We start from the raw sequence: 17,193 nt of genomic DNA on the forward strand, positions 1-17,193 counted from the left end.
GGCAGCGTGAAAATGTTCTTTCATGGAAAAAACATGACCGCCCTGAGATTCATCTTCATCCTGGCGGCGGTCAATTTTACATTTTATGGTATGGCATGGGGAACAGGGGTCATAACCTTTTCTCCGCCTCCGGATGAGGTTTATGCATCAGAGAACAAGGCTGTTGTTTCCAGAAATACCCCTGTTGCCATTGATACAGATATAAGAAATGCAACAATATATTATACTACAGACGGCACAATACCGACAGCAGCAGGCATCAAGTACACTTCCCCGATAGTCATAACATCGGATACTACCATAAGGGCAATGGCATTCTATAATGGGAAGGGGGTAAGCCCTCTTTCAACAATCAGCTATATTGTCTATTCATCTCCCTATGACATTTCGTTTATTATTTCAGATCCGTCATTGACAGCGGATTTTGTCGAAAGAGATGGCGCCCTCGAAACAAAACCTGCGAAGAAGGACTGGTATAAGAAAAGAGCTTTTTCAGTTAGAAACATGTACTGGGGACCAAAGGCTAAACAGTTTGCCGATATTAAAGTTCCGCAACATTCAGACAAGGAATGGCTGCGCAGGCGCATCATCGCCGTGGCAGCCAGATACATAAACGCACAGTACCAGTATCATTATCTTATCTGCTGGGACCCTCCCCAGTCGTGGCCCATGAACTCACTGCTTCCTGTCAGGCTTAGGCATCAGAGTCAGGGTACTGACAGTTCGAATTTCGTCTCATGGGTATATAATTACGGACTCGGCATAGAATTCACCGGCTATATCAAGAAACAGGCCAAGATGTCCTCGGTAATGATGCCTGACGGTTCCACCGCTAAAGTCAGGACAATAAAAGGCAGACTGTTCAAACCCGATTTTGATAAACTAACGGGAAGGCTTAAAATGGGAGATATGGTTTTTGTTAATACAGATAAGGATAAAGATACTGCAGACCATGTCGCCATCTGGATAGGCAAAGATCCGAAAACCGGAGAATGGCTTGTCATAGACAGTTATGATACAGTTTCCGATATGACGGATTCGGCCGGAAATCATATCCCGACAGGTGTGCAGATACGGGCATTCAGAAAGGACTCATTTTATTACAAGGGGTTCGTTTCTGCCTTGAGAATAATACCCGATTAAAACCAACATATTTTTTGGAGGCAATAATGGCTATATTTGATACATGGAGTGCAAAGGCCAGGGCGGAACATTGTAAACAGGCGGCTTCACTCAATTTCGATGCAATCATTATCGGCGGCGGTATCACCGGGGCTGGAGTTGCCAGGGAACTGGCATTGAGGGGAATGTCTTTCTGCATTCTTGACAAGAATGACTTCGCTTTTGGGACTTCATCCCGCTCATCCAAGCTGGCGCACGGGGGTATACGTTATCTGGGCAACAGGGAGTTCAAGCTGGTGCGCGAATCCACCACCGAAAGAAACTGGCTGAGAAATCATTTCCCGAATATGGTAAGGCCGCTTGGCTTTTATTTCAATTCGTTCGCAAAGGGCAAGGATAAGCCGGTGCATATTATCTACACAATGATTTTATACAGCGTCTTATCGGGATTCAGATCAAAGTTTAAAAATTACAGATTGCCGAAGATATATAATTCATGGCTGATGAAAAGGGCGGAACCCAATTTCACCCGGAACGAGGAGACTCTCGGCAAATTTCTCATATCCGGTTTTTATTATGACACGAATATTGATGATGCCAGGCTTACAATAGAAACGATTAAAGAGAGCCTTAATTACTCGAAAGGAAGATCCTGTGCCCTGAACTATTCTGAGGTTACCGGATTTTTAAAGGATGGCTCCGGAAAGGTCTGCGGCGTCAAGGTGCGTGATACGCTTGACGGACATGAGTATGAGGTGAAAGGCAAAATTGTTATCGCCTGCGGCGGCATCTGGACGGATGAAATTCTTAAGAATGAGGATTCCGGAACTTCCAGGATATATCCCACAAAAGGCGTACACGTTGTTGTCCCCAATGAAAGGATAGGCAACAGGAACGGCCTGGGGCTGCGCTCATTCGACGACAACCGGTTTTTCTTCGTATTGAGGAGAGGAAAGGTCTCGGTTATCGGCACAACGGATACCGACTATTTCAAGGAGTCGAAAAACCTTGATGAACCATGGTGCACGAAAGAGGACTGTGATTACCTTTTCAGGACTGTCAACAGGATGTTCCCGAAGGCAAACCTCACTTACAAGGATATAATAGGGACATATGCGGGCATAAGGCCACTGATCAAACAGGAAGGCGCGGCCAGCGAATCGGCTGTCTCAAGGGAACACGAGATATTTTTCTTGAAGAACGGGGTTGTTGCGATAGCGGGCGGCAAATTGACTACATTCAGACTGATGGCCGAAGAGCTTATCTTCAAACTCATCGAAAAAGGGTATATGAGCGCCTTTTCAGTCCCTGAACATTCAATCCCCGGTTTTTCAATGCAGCCCTTCGTTGTAGGCATGAAGAGGACCGATTTCAATAAAACGATAAAAAATAAAGCCCTTGCTGGAGTTTCATGGCCCGATCAGCTTGAATATCTGTATACGCAGTATGGCAGGCAGGCGATAGACATACTCGAGAAGATCAAATCAGACCCGGAGTCAGGGAAGTCCCTCCTTAAAGATTATCCGATATGCCGGGCCGAGATTGAATTCATCCTTGAATATGAGAACTGCCCGAGGCTCATTGACATCCTCTGCCGCAGAACGGAATCTCAATGGACGATATGGCATTACCTCCAGGCCGAGCTTGCAGAAAAGGTGGCGGAAATAGCGGCGGGATATTACGGCTGGGATGATGCCAGGAAGGAGACCGAAATCAGGCATTATAATGAATATATAAAAAAGACGATCTGGTTTTAGGTGTAAAACTCTGGTTCATTCGAAACGTTTATAATACCGTATATCTGCCAGTGCCAGCATTTCGCGGTCACCGCTGCTGTCCCCGTAGGCGTGGATGCATTCAAAGCTTTCAAGTGCGTATTTTTCCCGGATGCGTCTGGCCTTCTCCTCCTTGAAGCAGTTGCGCGTGGAAAGACCGATCTGGGCGCTTTCAAGGTCCAGTCCGGTGGCTATCAAGTCGAGCCCCAGGCCGGTGCACCAGTCTGACAAAAGGATTTCGAGCGAACCGGTGACTACCGCCACGGTGTGACCCTGAGACTTGTGCCATTTTATTCTATTAAGCGCTTCAGGCCGTATGATAGTTGGTACGACTTCACTTGCATAATGCCGGGCCTCTTCGACGAATGCTTCCTTTTCCCAGTCCCCGAAAAAATGTCTGATGACCGCCTGTTTGGCGTCATGATGCTGGATGCGTTTAAAGCTGTAGGCAATGGATATGGGAACCAGCCGGATGATGCCACCGAGTGCACGGCCCTTGCCACAAGCACGGAAGATGAAGTCCCATGTTGTGTCCCTGGTGGATATGGTGCCGTCGAAATCGAATAATGCCAGGTGCATGTTCGTCCCTCTCACACTTTCTATCTGCATTCATCGACATGAAAGCCATTTGCGTGCTGCACGTAGCCTCATGTCATTGTGCCGCCTCTTCTATAACTTTAATCAGTTCGGCGGGTCTGGCGTACTGGACCATATGGCCGGTGTTATCAAGCAGGATGAGTTTCGAACCGGAAACGGCCTTGTTAAGGAGGATGGCATCAGAAACCGGGACTTCCTGGTCGCTCTTGCCATGGACGATGAAGAGAGGCTTCCTTATGCTGCTGTAAAGGGGCGCCATCTTGACTACATCGGGTCCCATAGATACAACCTCCATTGACATGGTCTTTATGACTTTGGGCTGCAGGAATATCATGCACCTTATTTTGACATAATTGGCGGGCATGACATTTTCATTTGGATGGAAGGCCTTTTTTGCACCGTCCTCGACCATGCTGCATCCCGTGAACAATTTTGCAAGCCAGGCGCAGACCGGGCCGATCACAGGGGTCTTGAGTATCTTGAATATTGTCTCCGGCTCCTCGTTTGTGGTGACGGCGCTCACCGCGACAAACGCCTTTACATTTGAGGGATTTCGTTCAGCCATTGCGACAACCGTGCTGCCTCCGTAGGAATGGCCGACAACGACTGGGTTGTTGAGTTTGAGCTTCTCGATCAAGGCAAATGCCATGTCTGCATTCTGATTGAGATCATACTTCAATTTATTGGCGCTGCTGAAACCCTGGCCAGGCCTGTCATATACCGTTACGCGGAAATTTTTCGAGAGTTCCGGAATTACGGTTTCCCAGTCTTCGATGGAGCCGGGCAGGCCGTGGATAAGCAGGAGATCCGGCCCTGCCCCCGTCTGATAAACCCTTAACTGCTGTCCACCAACATTGACGAAGCCGCCCTTGAATCCGGCGGGTATCGTGTTTCCGGCAAAAGAGGGCAGTGCGGAAAGAAAAGCAACGCACAGGATAAAAAGAAGCCCGGATATTTTTCTCATAACCAACCTCCTTGCATGGAAATCTTTTAAAGATTATCCTAATCAGAAATAACAGATGTTTAAAGACTGTGCATGAAAAAAATGGGGATATTATGTGCGGAAGATTCGTCTTTACCGATCCTTCAAAAATAAAAAGGCTCATGCCCGATGCGGACATTGACCAGATAAGGATCGAATTCGCACCGAACTATAATATCGCACCATCCCAGAATATCCCTGCAATTCTCAACGACGGCTCGAATAAGGTGCGGCTTATAAGATGGGGCCTTGTCCCGTCATGGGCAAAGGACATCTCCATCGGATACAGGATGATCAACGCCCGCGCCGAGACGCTCACCGAAAAGCCATCATTCAAAAAGCTTATAAATGAGAGGCGCTGCCTCATATTTGCCGAAGGTTTTTATGAATGGAAAAAGAATGGAAAAGCAAAAGAGCCATATTTCATCCACATGAAGGATTCCCTTGCGTTCACCTTTGCAGGCCTCTGGGACATATGGGAAAGAGAAGGGAATGCCATCGTCTCCGGGACCATAATCACAACTGCGGCAAATTCACTTGTTGCAGACATACACGAGAGAATGCCTGTGATAATGCCTCCCGATTCCTATGATTTATGGCTTGGTCACGACAGAGTGGATGTCATGAATTTTCTTAAACCTTATCCAGCAGAAGAAATGGACGCCTATCCGGTTTCACCTCTCGTCAATTCGCCTCTGAACAACTCCGCTGATTGTATAAGAATTTCAGCTGAGTGATGCCTTGACATCATTTTATATGATGCTATGATGCCTTTATGAGAACTACAATAGTGATAGATGAGGATGTGCTTGACAGGGCAAGAGCTGTTGCAACAAGCAGGAAAAAACCCTTCAGGTCAATAATCAACGAGGCCATGAGAGAAGGGCTCAATTTAATCGAATCGAAGCAGAAGCAGAAACCTTATCGCATGAAACCCCGCAACATGGGTCAGAAATCCGGCATATCGATAGACAATGTCCAGGAATTGTTAAGCCGGATCGAAGGCGAAGACTTCAAGTGATTTTTGTTGACGCCAACATCCTGCTTTATGCCGAGAACTCGGGCAGTCCGCTTAACAGAAAAGCCCTTAAATGGTGGAGTTCTGCACTCTCAGGAAAAGAGCCGGTATGTCTGTGCTGGGAAGTTATCAATGCATTCATAAGAATCGGCACTAATCCAAGGGTTTTCAATAACCCCTTGTCAACCAGTGAAGCACTTGACAGGGTTTTGAGCTGGATAAACCAGCCATGCACCAGGATAATCCATCCGACGTCAAGGCATTGGGATATCTTCACAGACATGCTCATATCAGGGCAGGCGAGCGCAAATCTCGTATCTGACGCCCACCTTGCCGCACTTGCAATCGAACACAACTGCACGCTGTATTCAACGGATAAGGATTTCAAAAGATTTCCTAAAATTAAATATAAGAATCCATTGGAATAAACAGACGAACAAGTTGAAAAGATATCTTACAGAACTATTCAATCAAGCATAACCGCCGAATAATACAAGTTAGATGTCTTAATAAGCATCCACCACGAAGAGCACGTGGGTCACGAAGAAAAGCCTATAAGGATTTATAGAAGACCGCTTATACCTCTCAACATTTATTACCTTTGTGCTTCGTGTCCTTCGTGGTGAATATGATTTCTTGTAAAGATGTTCATACCTGTTGATTCCAGATGAACTATAAGGAATAGCACGATATATATGGTTGAGCGATGTTTGATTCAGGCAAATCGGAACTTATAGAACCTTGATCTCCAGGATTCTGCCCACATTAAATGTTCTGCGTTCCCTGCGTGTCTGGCAGAATGCATCGAGCCCGGTGAAGGAATGCCCTTTATATTCCATCTGCCTGACATCAAGGGGTTTCACTACCCTGCGGGACTTTTCATCCTTGGCCTTCAAATAGAGGATTTCAATCTGGTTGCTTCCGGAGATTGCGTTTTTAATTATGCGAAGCTTGTCATCATGGCTGAGCTTCTTTTCAGCAAGGGAGTACTGGTGCTGCGTCAGGAATTTAACAACCTCCCAGTCAAGAAGGATATGCTCCTTTTTTACAGGCTTCTTAAGCACTATGCCCTCGAGGCTCACGCACCTTGAAAGCGCGACATAGAGCTGGCCGTGTGCAAAAGTGCCGCGGCCCAGGTCTATTATCACCCTGCTGAAAGTCTTTCCCTGGCTTTTGTGGATGGTAACTGCGAACGCAGGTCTGAGCGGATACTGGGTAAAGGTTCCTACAACCTCGGAAGCGAGCTGGGAACCATCGATGAAAAACCTGTAAATGCTCCATGTATAAGGACTTATAAAGACATCTTCTCCCATATCAAGCCTGGCCTTGATAAGGATATTCCCGTCGTCATCCTTTGCCGTCCCGGTCATAACGCCTATCGTGCCGTTCACCCAGCGGCCTTGCTGGTCGTTGTTCAGCATCATGATCTGCGAGCCCTTTTTCAGCCTCAGCTCCTTTGTTGTGGGCATGTATTCATTACCGAAGTCGCCGTCTATTATGGCCCTGAATTTATGAATCTTTCCCGGAAGCTTGGCCATCTCGGTTTCGTTGATTTTATCCGCCATGTTGTTCGTGCTTGTAAGCTGGATGTAAAATTCATCTTTGGGCGCCTCGAAATCAGGCTTTAGCCTTTTATTTATTGCTGCCAGGTCTTCGTCAGTAACAGAACGGTTCCTTATGGCGTTAAGAAGCCTTATGAATTCATCGTCGTGCTGGCGGTAGACCTTTTCCAGCTCAATGAATTCCATGTCCATGGATTTAAAAGACCGGGCACAGAAAAAATAGGGGCTCTGATAGTGCAGTTTGAATATCTCTTTTTCAGTGGAAGAAACTACGGGGGGCAGCTGATAGAGGTCACCTATGAAAACCATCTGCACGCCGCCGAAAGGTTTTTTCTCATCCGGGCCGTTCAGTTTCATGAACTTTTCGATGCAGTCGAGCAGGTCAGCCCTGACCATGGATATCTCGTCGATTATAATGGTGTCGATTTTCTTGTAGATATTCCTTGAACTGACATTCTTAATTTTTTTTACCGATTTCTCAGTTACGTCGGGCCCGAAGCCGAAGAATGAATGTATGGTCTGGCCGCCTACATTTATTGCTGCAATACCGGTGGGTGCAAGCACGACATGCCTTTTGGCAGTAGTCCTCTGGAAATAATTGAGAAGGGTCGATTTGCCGGTGCCTGCCCTGCCTGTTATGAAAAGGCTTTGTTTCCTGTTCTCCATTAGCTCAATCGCCGCCCTGAACTGGGGATTGAAATCAAGACCTTTTTGTTCTGACTTTTCCGGTGTGGCTTCTTCCTCTTTTGCCATTATTGATGTTTGCCAAATGCGCTCGATATTGTCCAGTTTGTTTTCAGGTGCTATAAGGCGGTGCATATATTGCCAGGAGGTGATACATGCCCAGCCTTTTTAATGAACCCGTAAATGAAATAATCAGACGACGCTGCTCATGGAGGAGCTACACCGGTGATCCTGTAAAAGAAGACATCCTCGCGCAGCTTGATTCATTCATAAAGGGCCTTTCTTCCCCGCCGTCAGGTTCAAAGACCAGGTTTGAAATAATCACATCACCTGACAAAAAGGAAGGCATTAAAGGTACATACGGGGTTGTCAGGGGTGCCGTAACATTCATTGCAGGTGCGGTGAACGACAACCCAAGGGCTATGGAGGACTTCGGCTATCAGTTTGAAAAGATAATCCTTTTCGCGACATCTCTTAACCTTGGCACCTGCTGGCTGGGAGGCTCCTTCAAAAGGACTGTATTTGCCGAGAAAATAGCCCTTGAAGAGGGCGAGATCATACCAGCCGTATCGCCGGTAGGCTATACTGCAGGCAGACGCACTATTATAGATAATGCCTTCAGATTTATGGCAGGTTCAAAGAAACGTAAAACATTCAGCGAACTCTTTTTCATGAAATCTTTCGATGCTCCCTTGACGGAGGCCGCTGCCGGGAAATATGCAATTCCGCTCGAAATGGTCAGGCTCGGGCCTTCGGCCTCAAACAAGCAGCCCTGGCGGATGATAATAGACGGTGATGAGGTTCACCTCGTCCTCCAGAGGACTGAGAATTATGCAAAGATGCTGCCTATAGACATACAGAAGATCGATATGGGCATCGCGATGTGCCACTTTGAGTTAAGCGCGAAGGAATCAGGAATCGATGGACGATGGATAGAGGCGAATCCCGGCATCATGCTCCCCGAACTTTCCGAATACAGCGCAACCTGGGTAGCGGAGGGCTAGGTGGAGATAATCTACGGATTTAATCCAATAGAAGAGGCGCTCAGGGCGCAGAAAAGAAAATTCTTTGAAATACTTGTTGCACGCGAAGGCCATGATAAAATCTCATCGCTTGCCAGAGGCGTTTCTTTAAGCACTGTCACCCGTCATGAGCTTGACCGCATTACAGGTGTAAAGAACCACCAGGGAATAGCAGCCAGGGTATCCCCGTTCCGTTATGCAACCATTGAAGATGCGTCCGGACTCAATTTCGTTGTCCTTCTCGATTCGGTCGAAGACCCTCAGAACCTGGGCTCCATAATACGAACAGTTTATGCACTTGCAGGTGGGGCCGTCATAATTCCTGAAGACAGGGCCGCATCGGTCACACCGGCCGTGGTCAAGGCCTCGGCAGGTGCAGCTGAAAAGGCTGTCGTGGCAAAGGTCGTCAATCTCCGTAACGCAATAAAAGGGCTCAAGAAAAACGGCTTCTGGCTGATAGGCCTTGATGCCCATGCAAAAGAGCCCTTATCCGGAATTCCCGATTTTAAGAAGGTTGCAGTCGTGCTGGGAGGAGAAGATTCTGGCATCAGACCCGTCATAGCAGGAGAACTCGACTTTCTTGCTCATATCCCGATGAAAGGCCTGTTCAATTCCCTTAATGTCTCTCAGTCAACGGCTATAGCGGTTTACGAACTTGCGGTGAGGAGAGGCTAGGTCTTCTGAAGGTCCATTGAAACGACTTTCGTTACGCCGGGCACATCGAAAGTCACGCCGTAGATGATATCCGCCATCTCCATGGTGTTCTTGTTGTGCGTAACGATCAGGAACTGGGAGTCTTTTGAGAATGTACGTATAAGTCGGTTGATGCGCTCAATGTTCGCATCGTCAAGGGGAGCATCCACTTCATCCAGTATACAGAAAGGCGACGGCCTCACCTTGAAGAGGGCGAAGATGAACGATATGGCCGTAAGCGCTTTTTCTCCTTCAGACAGGAGGCTCATGACCTTGAGCTTCTTGAAGGGGGGGCAGGCGTAGATATCGACACCTGCATCCATGCCGCCTTCCTGAAGGACGATGTCGGCCTGGCCGCCTCCGAACATTGTGGTGAATATCTCCTGGAAATTCGCCCTGACCTTGGCGAATGTCGATGCAAATTCCTTCTGGCTTTCCCTCTCGATGCTGCTGATGAGTTCTCTCAAACGTTCGCTTGCAAGCATGAGGTCCTGATACTGTGCATGAAAATCGTCATATCTGGCCTGCGTCTCGTCATATGACTCTATTGAAGCGAAATTAATCTGCCCCAACACCTCAACCCTGCCCTGGAGTTTTGCAACCTCTTCCCTTGATGCCTCCATATCAAAATCTTCCGGTATAAGGGGCAGCGTCTCATCGCTGAATCTTCCCGTATAGCGTTCCATCATCATCCTTCCGGCGATTTCCTGCTCCTTTGCTTCGAGGACGAGCATGTTTCTCTTTTCTTCCAGCGAGGAAAGACCGGACTTGAGAGCCTGTTCGCGTTCGCTGATCTCTCCTGTCTCCTGGCAGAATTTCGTATATTCGGGCATGACATCTTCGAGTTCGAGCTCTTTTGTCCTGATGTCGGCCAGTGTGTTTATCACAACCTCCTCGGCATTTTCGAGCATGGATGTTATCTCTTTTTCCTTTATGGCGATTTCGGCAGCCCTCTGTCTGTCGGCTTCCATCTCCATCTGCCTTTTCCGGGACTGGAGAGTAAGCCCTTTTATCCTCTCGAGGGCTGAGGCCATATCCACCCGTAGCCTGCCGAGCTTATCCATTACTGTATTTTTTTCTTCCTGAACCCTGCCGAGTATGCTCCCGGCTTCAAGCTTTTTTTCTTCGAGCCGCTTGAGTTTTTCCTTTAGTTCGGCAAGCAGATTCTCCGCACTCTCTTTTTCCTCCCGGGCCGCTCTGATTTCGTCTTTTACGCCTGAAGTCATATCATCCCACGATTTTATGTCTTTAATAAAATCAAGGGTGCGGTTTTCATTAGTTTCTATTTTGTCAGACAGAGACTGCTTTGACATGATCTCGGACTGACGCTCTTTTTCGATATCGGACAGCTTCCCGCTCAGATTGATTATCTCCGCATTCAAAGCGGACAGCTGATCCCCTGAAGCGTATATGGTCTCCTTGTCTTTTTCCATTTCAATCTCAAGGTCGGCTTTAAGCTTGTTCTGTATCTCAATTTCGGCCCGGGCCTTTAACATTTCGGCATATTTGTCCTTTTCGGTATTGACCCTGATAACGCCGCTGGATTCAAGCACTATGCCGTCAGTGGTCAGGTAATCATGAGATCTGTGCCCCTTTTTCCAGAGCATGACTGCACTTTTGATATCCCTTACAATGTATAATCTGCGGGTAACCGCCTCGGCAATGACTTCAAAACCCTTACGGGGATTAATGAATTTTCTGAGGCTCCCGAGGACGGATTCATCCGCCGGCATTTCTCCGGCTTCTTCATTACCGATATAAGGTTTTGAGGGGATGAATCCGGGTGAAGATGTTGTACTGTTCCCCGAAACCAGAAATTCATCATGGTCTTCAATAATCATGTAATCAAGCATTTCTCCAAGGGCGCTTGCTGCATCCTCGAAACCCGCCTCGACCTTTATGGTATCGGCAACTCTCATCAGCTTTTTTCCGCCTGAATTGTCCGTTGCCTGTGGCGTAATTCCGGCAATTCGGCCAAGCATTTCTATCCTTGCATCCATTCCTGCATGAAGCTTTTCTTTTTCGGAAAGGGCCTTTCTTTTTTCTTCAATCTCATCCGAGATCAAATCTCTTTTTTTTGTTACTTTCAGTATTTCCTCATTGGCGGTCCTGATTTTATCTTCAAGTGCGTTAATCTTTACATCGTGCTTTAAGAGCATTTCTTTCTGCTCACTGATTACGGCTTTGAGTTCGATCAGATCCTCCCGCCTTTTGGATATTCCGGATGTCATGTCATTAAGACGCTGATCAAGATAGCTTATTCTCTGATCAACCAACCTTGAAACTCCCAGTTTCTCAAAAAGCTCAGAACGGCTTTTGTCATATTCCGAAGAAACAGCCGTCAGTTCGTCGGATAATTTTTCCTCCTTTTCCGTCAGTTGCTTGAGAGTGGATTCGATGGCCGCTTCTTCCAGTTGGAGCCTTGATTTTTCGTTTTCGGCAGTCTTTAATTCAATGGCCGATGCATCTGATTCAGCCATGGCGGTCTCTATTTTCGAGGAAAGTTGCAGAAGGGTTGACTGGATATCCTTCATACGCTCGGTCGATGCATCCCTTTCCGCTATGGAAAGCGCATGCCTCGCCTTCGCATCGCTGAGCGATTGATTAATTTCATCAATTCTTAGCTTCATCTTATTAAGCTTGTCTGAGTGTTTATTGAACAAGGCAGCTTCTTTTTCAGCAGCGGATCTTGAAGATTTGATCTCTTCATCGACCGAGTCCAGCTGGGCGCTGAGTTCCTGATGCTTATTAAGCACTTCTCTGATTTCACATGCCCAAAGAAGCCTTGTCAGCTCATTCATCCTGTCTTTCAGGGCCTGATATCTTCTGGCCTTTGTTGCCTGCGCCTTAAGGCTGTCCCTCTGTTTTGCAATCTCTGTAATGATATCCTTTATGCGCTCAAGATTGCCTGATGTCGTCTCAAGACGCCTTATCGCCTCGGCCCTTTTAACCCGGAACTTTCCGATTTCGGCGACCTCCTCGATCACATGTCTGATATCTTCAGGTTTGGCCAGTATCATGTCCTTGACCCTTCCCTGTTCGATTATTGCATAGCCCTGCCGGCCAAGGCCCGAATCGAGGAATAAGTCGGTGATGTCCTTCAGCCTGCACTTGAGGTTGTTAATCTCATAGATGCTTTCGCCGGACCTGAACAGTCTGCGTGAGATTGATATTGCATCGAAGCCGTCCATGGATGCGGGGAAAATTCCGCCGTCTTTTACGAACTCCAGTGTGACGCTGGCCATTGAAGAAGGGGGCACATCCCTTGTTCCCGAGAATATAACATCACCCATTGCTCCGGCGCGGAGAGCCCTGGCGGACTGTTCGCCAAGCGCCCACCTGATTGCATCAATAACATTGCTTTTCCCGCACCCGTTCGGTCCGGCTATACACGTAACCGCACCTGGAAACGTGAGCACCGTCTTTTTGCATAAGGACTTGAATCCTTTGATTTCGACCCTGGAAAGACGCACGAAATATCTTCTACCAGAGCATGGGTTTGAGGGCAAATCCAAATGTCTGTCAAATATATTACTATTATTTTCATTTATATTTGATTAAATGATTCCGATAATGTTAAATTATATCGAAATGAAACGGAGGGGCTATGATTGAAAAGCGTGCCAGCAGCAGGATTGACGTGAATTTAAGAGCCGTATTCCGCGAAGGCAAAAATGAAGCCTTCCGCACACAAATCACAAATATCAGTTCAGGCGGGCTGTTCATGAAGACACCTCAGTATCTGAAGATAGGGACGGATGTCACAGTCGATATAGACGCCGAGAACATCGGCCAAATAATATGGGTGTCCGGACATGTGGTCAGAATAGCAAAAACAGGCGTTGCAGTTGAAATTACCGATACGAATAAAACCAACTTCGAGATGTTTCTGGAAACGGAAAAACGTATGGCAGCTAGATTCAAATATTCAAAAAATATCAATTCAAAGAACAGGTTTCGCCTGACATGAAGGTCTGATTATCTTGAGCCCGCCAGATAATTAACTGCATTATCGAAAAGCAGCATGCCATCGGCCCTTTCTTTTATAATGCCGCGGGTCCAGTGCGGATGATTTGTATAGTGGGTGAATGCCTCTGGGTGAGGCATAAGTCCGAAAACGCGGCCGGATGCATCGCATATGCCGGCAATCCCGTTTACGCTCCCGTTGGGATTATGAGGGTACTCCATGGTTACATTACCTGATAAATCGGCATAGTAGAGACTGTCCAGATTTCCAGATGTGATTTCGTTCAGTGTGTCATCATTGTCTGTTATGAATTTGCCTTCCCCGTGGCGGACGGGAAGATCGAGAGTATCAAGACCTTTTGTGAATATGCACGGGCTTTTTTCATTGACCGCCATTTTCACCCACCTGTCTTCGAACCTTGCCGAATCATTGAAAGACAGAGACACCCTGCGCTTTCCGAACGGGTTGCCCGGGAGCAGCCCTGTCTTGACCAGTGCCTGGAAACCGTTGCACACGCCAAGAACTATACCGCCTCTTTCAATCAGGGTCATAATCTCATCGTACATGGTGCGGGATGTCCCTTTGATCAAGGCATGCCTTAATCTGACACTCTCGACCATTGCGCTTCCAAGGTCGTCTCCATCAAGGAATCCTCCAGGAAGGTTAAGGAAATCATAATCGGGAATGCGCACTCTTGCACTCAGAACATCGCTCAAATGCGCGATCTCGGCTTTGGCTCCGGCGAGTCTGCAGGCATGCGCCATTTCCATTTCGCAGTTTGTTCCTGATCCTGTAATTACGAGTGCTTTGATTGTTTTTGCCATGGCCCGCTAAAAATTGAGCGGCTCTTTCCATGCCGCCTTGAGTACGTCTATATCGCTGTCAACGATAATACCGCCTGAACCTTTGATTTTAAGCCTTTTGTCCGATGTTACACGGCCGATCCGTGATATATCGTCACCAAAGGCAGCCTCGACTGACTCGGAATTTTCAGGGCTGACCGTTATAATTATCCTGCTTGCAGTCTCGGAATAAAGAATCTGTGTATCAGTCAGGATTCCTTCAGTTTTAATACCGGAGATATCCGCCTCTATTCCAAGACCGCCGGCAAAGGCCTTTTCTGCAAGTGCAACGGCCAGTCCTCCGTCGGAGCAGTCGTGGGCGGAGACGATCAAGCCTTTTGTCATTGTCTCATGAAGCTTTTTGTATCTGCAAAGGGCGCTTGGCGCATCAACTCTGGGAACGGATGATCCGACGACACCAAATGAGGCCAGATACTCGCCTGCACCCAGTTCATTCTTTGTCTTTCCGAGCAGATAGATGATATCTCCCGGGTTTTTGACATCCATGGTCACAGCCTTGGTTACATCCTCGATCCTTCCTATGGCAGAAATCAGAAGAGTGGGAGGGATGGATATCTTAAGGGTTTCGTTTATATAATCGTTTTTCATGCTGTCCTTGCCCGAAACAAGAGGACAGGAAAAGGCTATCGTATAATCATAAAGCGCCCTGTTAGCCCTTACAAGCTGCGCGAGTTTGTATGTACCGTCCGGGTTTCTCGGACCCTGAACCGGGTCGCACCAGCAGAAATTGTCAAGCGCGGCCCAGTGATCGGGATCGCCGCCGGCGCAGACATAATTTCTGAGCGCTTCATCAAGGGCGTTTGCCGCCATATGATAGGTGTCAATATCCGAATATCTCGGACAAATCCCGTTCGATACCACTACGCCGTCCAAAACATCAAGAAGGGGTCTTATTACACCCGCATCGGAGGGGCCGTCGCAGGCCGCTCCGGTAAGAGGTTTAACGACCGAACCGCCCTGAACCTCGTGGTCATACTGCCTCACGACATATTCCTTGGAGCATATGTTAAGCCTGCCGAGCATTTCCCTGAGTTTTGCGTCGTGGTCCGACGGTTCTGGGATCGTGTCTTCCTGAATCTCCCGATCATCCCATATTGCCTTCAGGTCGAGCCTGGGAAGACCGTCATGCATGAAGTCCATATCGAGAAATGCCACAGTCCTGCCTTTGTATGTGCAATGGAAATAGCCCGAATCAGTAAACTCGCCGATTACTGTGGATTCCACGCCCATTTCCTCGGAAAGTGACAGAAACTCATCTACCTTCTCAGGCGGGACGGCAAGACTCATACGCTCCTGCGCTTCTGAAAGCAGTATCTCCCAGGGATTGAGGCCGGCATATTTGAGAAGAGGTTTGTCAAGTTCGATGAGACATCCGCCCGACATGCCTGACATCTCGCCGATTGACGAAGACAGTCCGCCAGCCCCGTTGTCGGTGATCGCCCTGTAGAGCCCCATATCCCGGGCACGGAGCAGAAAATCGGTCAGCTTCTTCTGCGTGATTGGATCGCCTATCTGTACTGCAGATGTTGGAGAGGCCTCATGGAGTTCTTCAGACGAAAACGTCGCACCGTGAATACCGTCTTTTCCGATCCGGCCTCCTGACATAATAATCTTGTCGCCCGGCAGTATCTCCTTTTCATGCGATGGTCTGCCTGTTACCGTTTTCGGCATTATGCCGGCAGTACCGCAATATACTAGAGGCTTGCCCAGGTAGCGGTTGTCGAATACCAGCGAACCGTTCACTGTGGGTATCCCGCTTTTGTTCCCCCCGTGTTCAACACCTTCACGCACGCCTTCAAAAATGCGCATCGGGTGGAGTATCTTGGGAGGGAGCTCCTTTGAATAGAAAGGCTCTGCAAAGCAGAAAACGTCAGTATTGAAAATAAGCTTCGCCCCAAGACCGGTCCCGAACGGGTCCCGGTTCACACCGACTATACCCGTAAGCGCTCCGCCGTATGGATCAAGAGCAGAGGGGGAATTGTGCGTTTCGACCTTATAAACCAGATGATAATCATCGGTAAAACGGATTACGCCCGCATTGTCCGTAAATATGCTTATACAGATATCATCCTTACCTTTTGACCTTCTGATTTCATCGGTTGAACCTTTTATATATGTCTTGAAAAGTGATGATATTCTCTCTTCTCTGCCGTTTTCTATGTACAGGATATCGGCATTGAATATCTTGTGTTTGCAGTGCTCGGACCATGTCTGTGCAAGGGCCTCTATTTCAACATCCGTTATCTTTTCCCCGAGGCCTGATGCGATCCTTTTTTTTATGACTTCCGGGTTCTTCATGTATGACTGGATCGCCTTCATCTCTTTGAGCGTAAGGGCCCAGGTCCTGTCCTGTGACAGCTTTATCAGGTCATTATCCGGTATATCGAGATCGATCTCATCAACTTTCGGGATATGCGTATCGACAACTTTGGGTATATAGGGTGCAATCCCTGATGCTTCAGAAGCATCAAAGACCCTGTAATTCTGAATAAGCGTATTTGCAAGGCACTCCGTTGCTATCTTCTCGGCGGTTCTGCGGTCAATGTCCGCTTTTATCAGAAAGCCTCTGGCGTAGAAAACAGGTATCTTTTTCCCGCTTATCAGTTCCAGCGCATACGCTGCACTGTGGCCGACATTGTCCGTGACGCCGGGTTTAAATCCTATCTCTATGTACCAATCGAAGTCATATTCGAGCGATTCGTCAAAGGCAACCTCCTGTATAACCGGATCACAGAAGGCCTCAATGCACCATTCTTTTTCAGCTTCACCTTCTATATTGTACAGGTCGAGGCATGTGATATGATTGATGGAAATGTCGGGCAGTGCATGGCCAATCTGTTTTTTTACCCTCTCACCACGGGCATCAAAGAGGTGAGGTTTAGGCCCGACCTCAACCCTGTGTGACACG

14 protein-coding genes are annotated in these 17,193 nt (G+C 47.7%); 8 read left to right on the forward strand and 6 right to left on the reverse strand.

Annotated features, from left to right (window positions below; genetic code table 11):
* Positions 1 to 12: 12 nt before the first annotated feature.
* Positions 13 to 1,143, forward strand: a complete 1,131-nt coding sequence (locus VIS94_14355) for an FN3 associated domain-containing protein (protein ID HEY9162256.1) — start codon at positions 13 to 15, stop codon at positions 1,141 to 1,143.
* A gap of 26 nt (positions 1,144 to 1,169) precedes the next feature.
* The gene (locus VIS94_14360; protein ID HEY9162257.1) at positions 1,170 to 2,879 is read left to right on the forward strand and encodes a glycerol-3-phosphate dehydrogenase/oxidase; all 1,710 of its coding nucleotides are present in this window, start codon (positions 1,170 to 1,172) and stop codon (positions 2,877 to 2,879) included.
* Positions 2,880 to 2,894: 15 nt separating this feature from the next.
* Here VIS94_14360 and VIS94_14365 read toward each other — a convergent pair whose 3' ends face one another.
* Positions 2,895 to 3,476, reverse strand: coding sequence for an HAD-IB family hydrolase (locus VIS94_14365; protein ID HEY9162258.1), 582 nt, complete (start codon positions 3,474 to 3,476; stop codon positions 2,895 to 2,897).
* 73 nt (positions 3,477 to 3,549) lie between these two features.
* The gene (locus VIS94_14370) at positions 3,550 to 4,458 is read right to left on the reverse strand and encodes an alpha/beta hydrolase (GenBank protein ID HEY9162259.1); all 909 of its coding nucleotides are present in this window, start codon (positions 4,456 to 4,458) and stop codon (positions 3,550 to 3,552) included.
* Positions 4,459 to 4,550: 92 nt separating this feature from the next.
* Here VIS94_14370 and VIS94_14375 point away from each other — a divergent pair, with 92 nt between their 5' ends.
* Genes VIS94_14375 through VIS94_14385 form a run of 3 tightly spaced genes read left to right on the forward strand, consistent with a single transcriptional unit; the run spans position 4,551 to position 5,922 of the window.
* The gene (locus tag VIS94_14375; protein ID HEY9162260.1) at positions 4,551 to 5,213 is read left to right on the forward strand and encodes an SOS response-associated peptidase; all 663 of its coding nucleotides are present in this window, start codon (positions 4,551 to 4,553) and stop codon (positions 5,211 to 5,213) included.
* A gap of 38 nt (positions 5,214 to 5,251) precedes the next feature.
* A complete protein-coding gene (locus VIS94_14380) occupies positions 5,252 to 5,497 on the forward strand; it encodes a type II toxin-antitoxin system VapB family antitoxin (GenBank protein HEY9162261.1) in 246 nt (81 codons plus the stop codon).
* Entirely contained in the window at positions 5,494 to 5,922 is a 429-nt protein-coding gene (locus VIS94_14385; GenBank protein ID HEY9162262.1) for a type II toxin-antitoxin system VapC family toxin, read from the forward strand. The genes VIS94_14380 and VIS94_14385 overlap by 4 nt, the downstream gene beginning before the upstream one ends.
* A 303-nt stretch (positions 5,923 to 6,225) precedes the next feature.
* Here the strand turns inward: VIS94_14385 and VIS94_14390 are convergent, their stop codons facing one another.
* Entirely contained in the window at positions 6,226 to 7,809 is a 1,584-nt protein-coding gene (locus VIS94_14390) for an AAA family ATPase (protein HEY9162263.1), read from the reverse strand.
* A gap of 86 nt (positions 7,810 to 7,895) precedes the next feature.
* Here VIS94_14390 and VIS94_14395 point away from each other — a divergent pair, with 86 nt between their 5' ends.
* Both VIS94_14395 and rlmB read left to right on the forward strand, forming a co-directional pair.
* Positions 7,896 to 8,744 (forward strand): nitroreductase family protein, encoded by an 849-nt coding sequence (locus VIS94_14395; GenBank protein HEY9162264.1) that lies wholly within the window; start codon positions 7,896 to 7,898, stop codon positions 8,742 to 8,744.
* Entirely contained in the window at positions 8,745 to 9,437 is a 693-nt protein-coding gene (gene rlmB, locus VIS94_14400; GenBank protein HEY9162265.1) for a 23S rRNA (guanosine(2251)-2'-O)-methyltransferase RlmB, read from the forward strand.
* Here rlmB and smc read toward each other — a convergent pair.
* Positions 9,434 to 12,928 carry a chromosome segregation protein SMC gene (gene smc / locus VIS94_14405; GenBank protein ID HEY9162266.1) on the reverse strand — a complete coding sequence of 1,165 codons (3,495 nt, stop codon included), beginning with the start codon at positions 12,926 to 12,928 and terminating at the stop codon, positions 9,434 to 9,436. The two genes, rlmB and smc, sit on opposite strands and share 4 nt — an antisense overlap.
* A 134-nt stretch (positions 12,929 to 13,062) precedes the next feature.
* Here smc and VIS94_14410 point away from each other — a divergent pair, with 134 nt between their 5' ends.
* Complete coding sequence (locus VIS94_14410; GenBank protein ID HEY9162267.1) at positions 13,063 to 13,425, forward strand: PilZ domain-containing protein; 363 nt, start codon at positions 13,063 to 13,065, stop codon at positions 13,423 to 13,425.
* Positions 13,426 to 13,433: 8 nt separating this feature from the next.
* Here VIS94_14410 and VIS94_14415 read toward each other — a convergent pair whose 3' ends face one another.
* Positions 13,434 to 14,246 carry a phosphoribosylformylglycinamidine synthase subunit PurQ gene (locus VIS94_14415; protein ID HEY9162268.1) on the reverse strand — a complete coding sequence of 271 codons (813 nt, stop codon included), beginning with the start codon at positions 14,244 to 14,246 and terminating at the stop codon, positions 13,434 to 13,436.
* 6 nt (positions 14,247 to 14,252) lie between these two features.
* The gene (locus tag VIS94_14420) at positions 14,253 to 17,192 is read right to left on the reverse strand and encodes an AIR synthase-related protein (GenBank protein HEY9162269.1); all 2,940 of its coding nucleotides are present in this window, start codon (positions 17,190 to 17,192) and stop codon (positions 14,253 to 14,255) included.
* Between the last annotated feature and the right edge of the window lies 1 nt (position 17,193).

The sequence above is a fragment of the Desulfomonilia bacterium genome, assembly GCA_036567785.1.
In the GTDB taxonomy this organism is placed as follows: Bacteria; Desulfobacterota; Desulfomonilia; order UBA1062; family UBA1062; genus DATCTV01.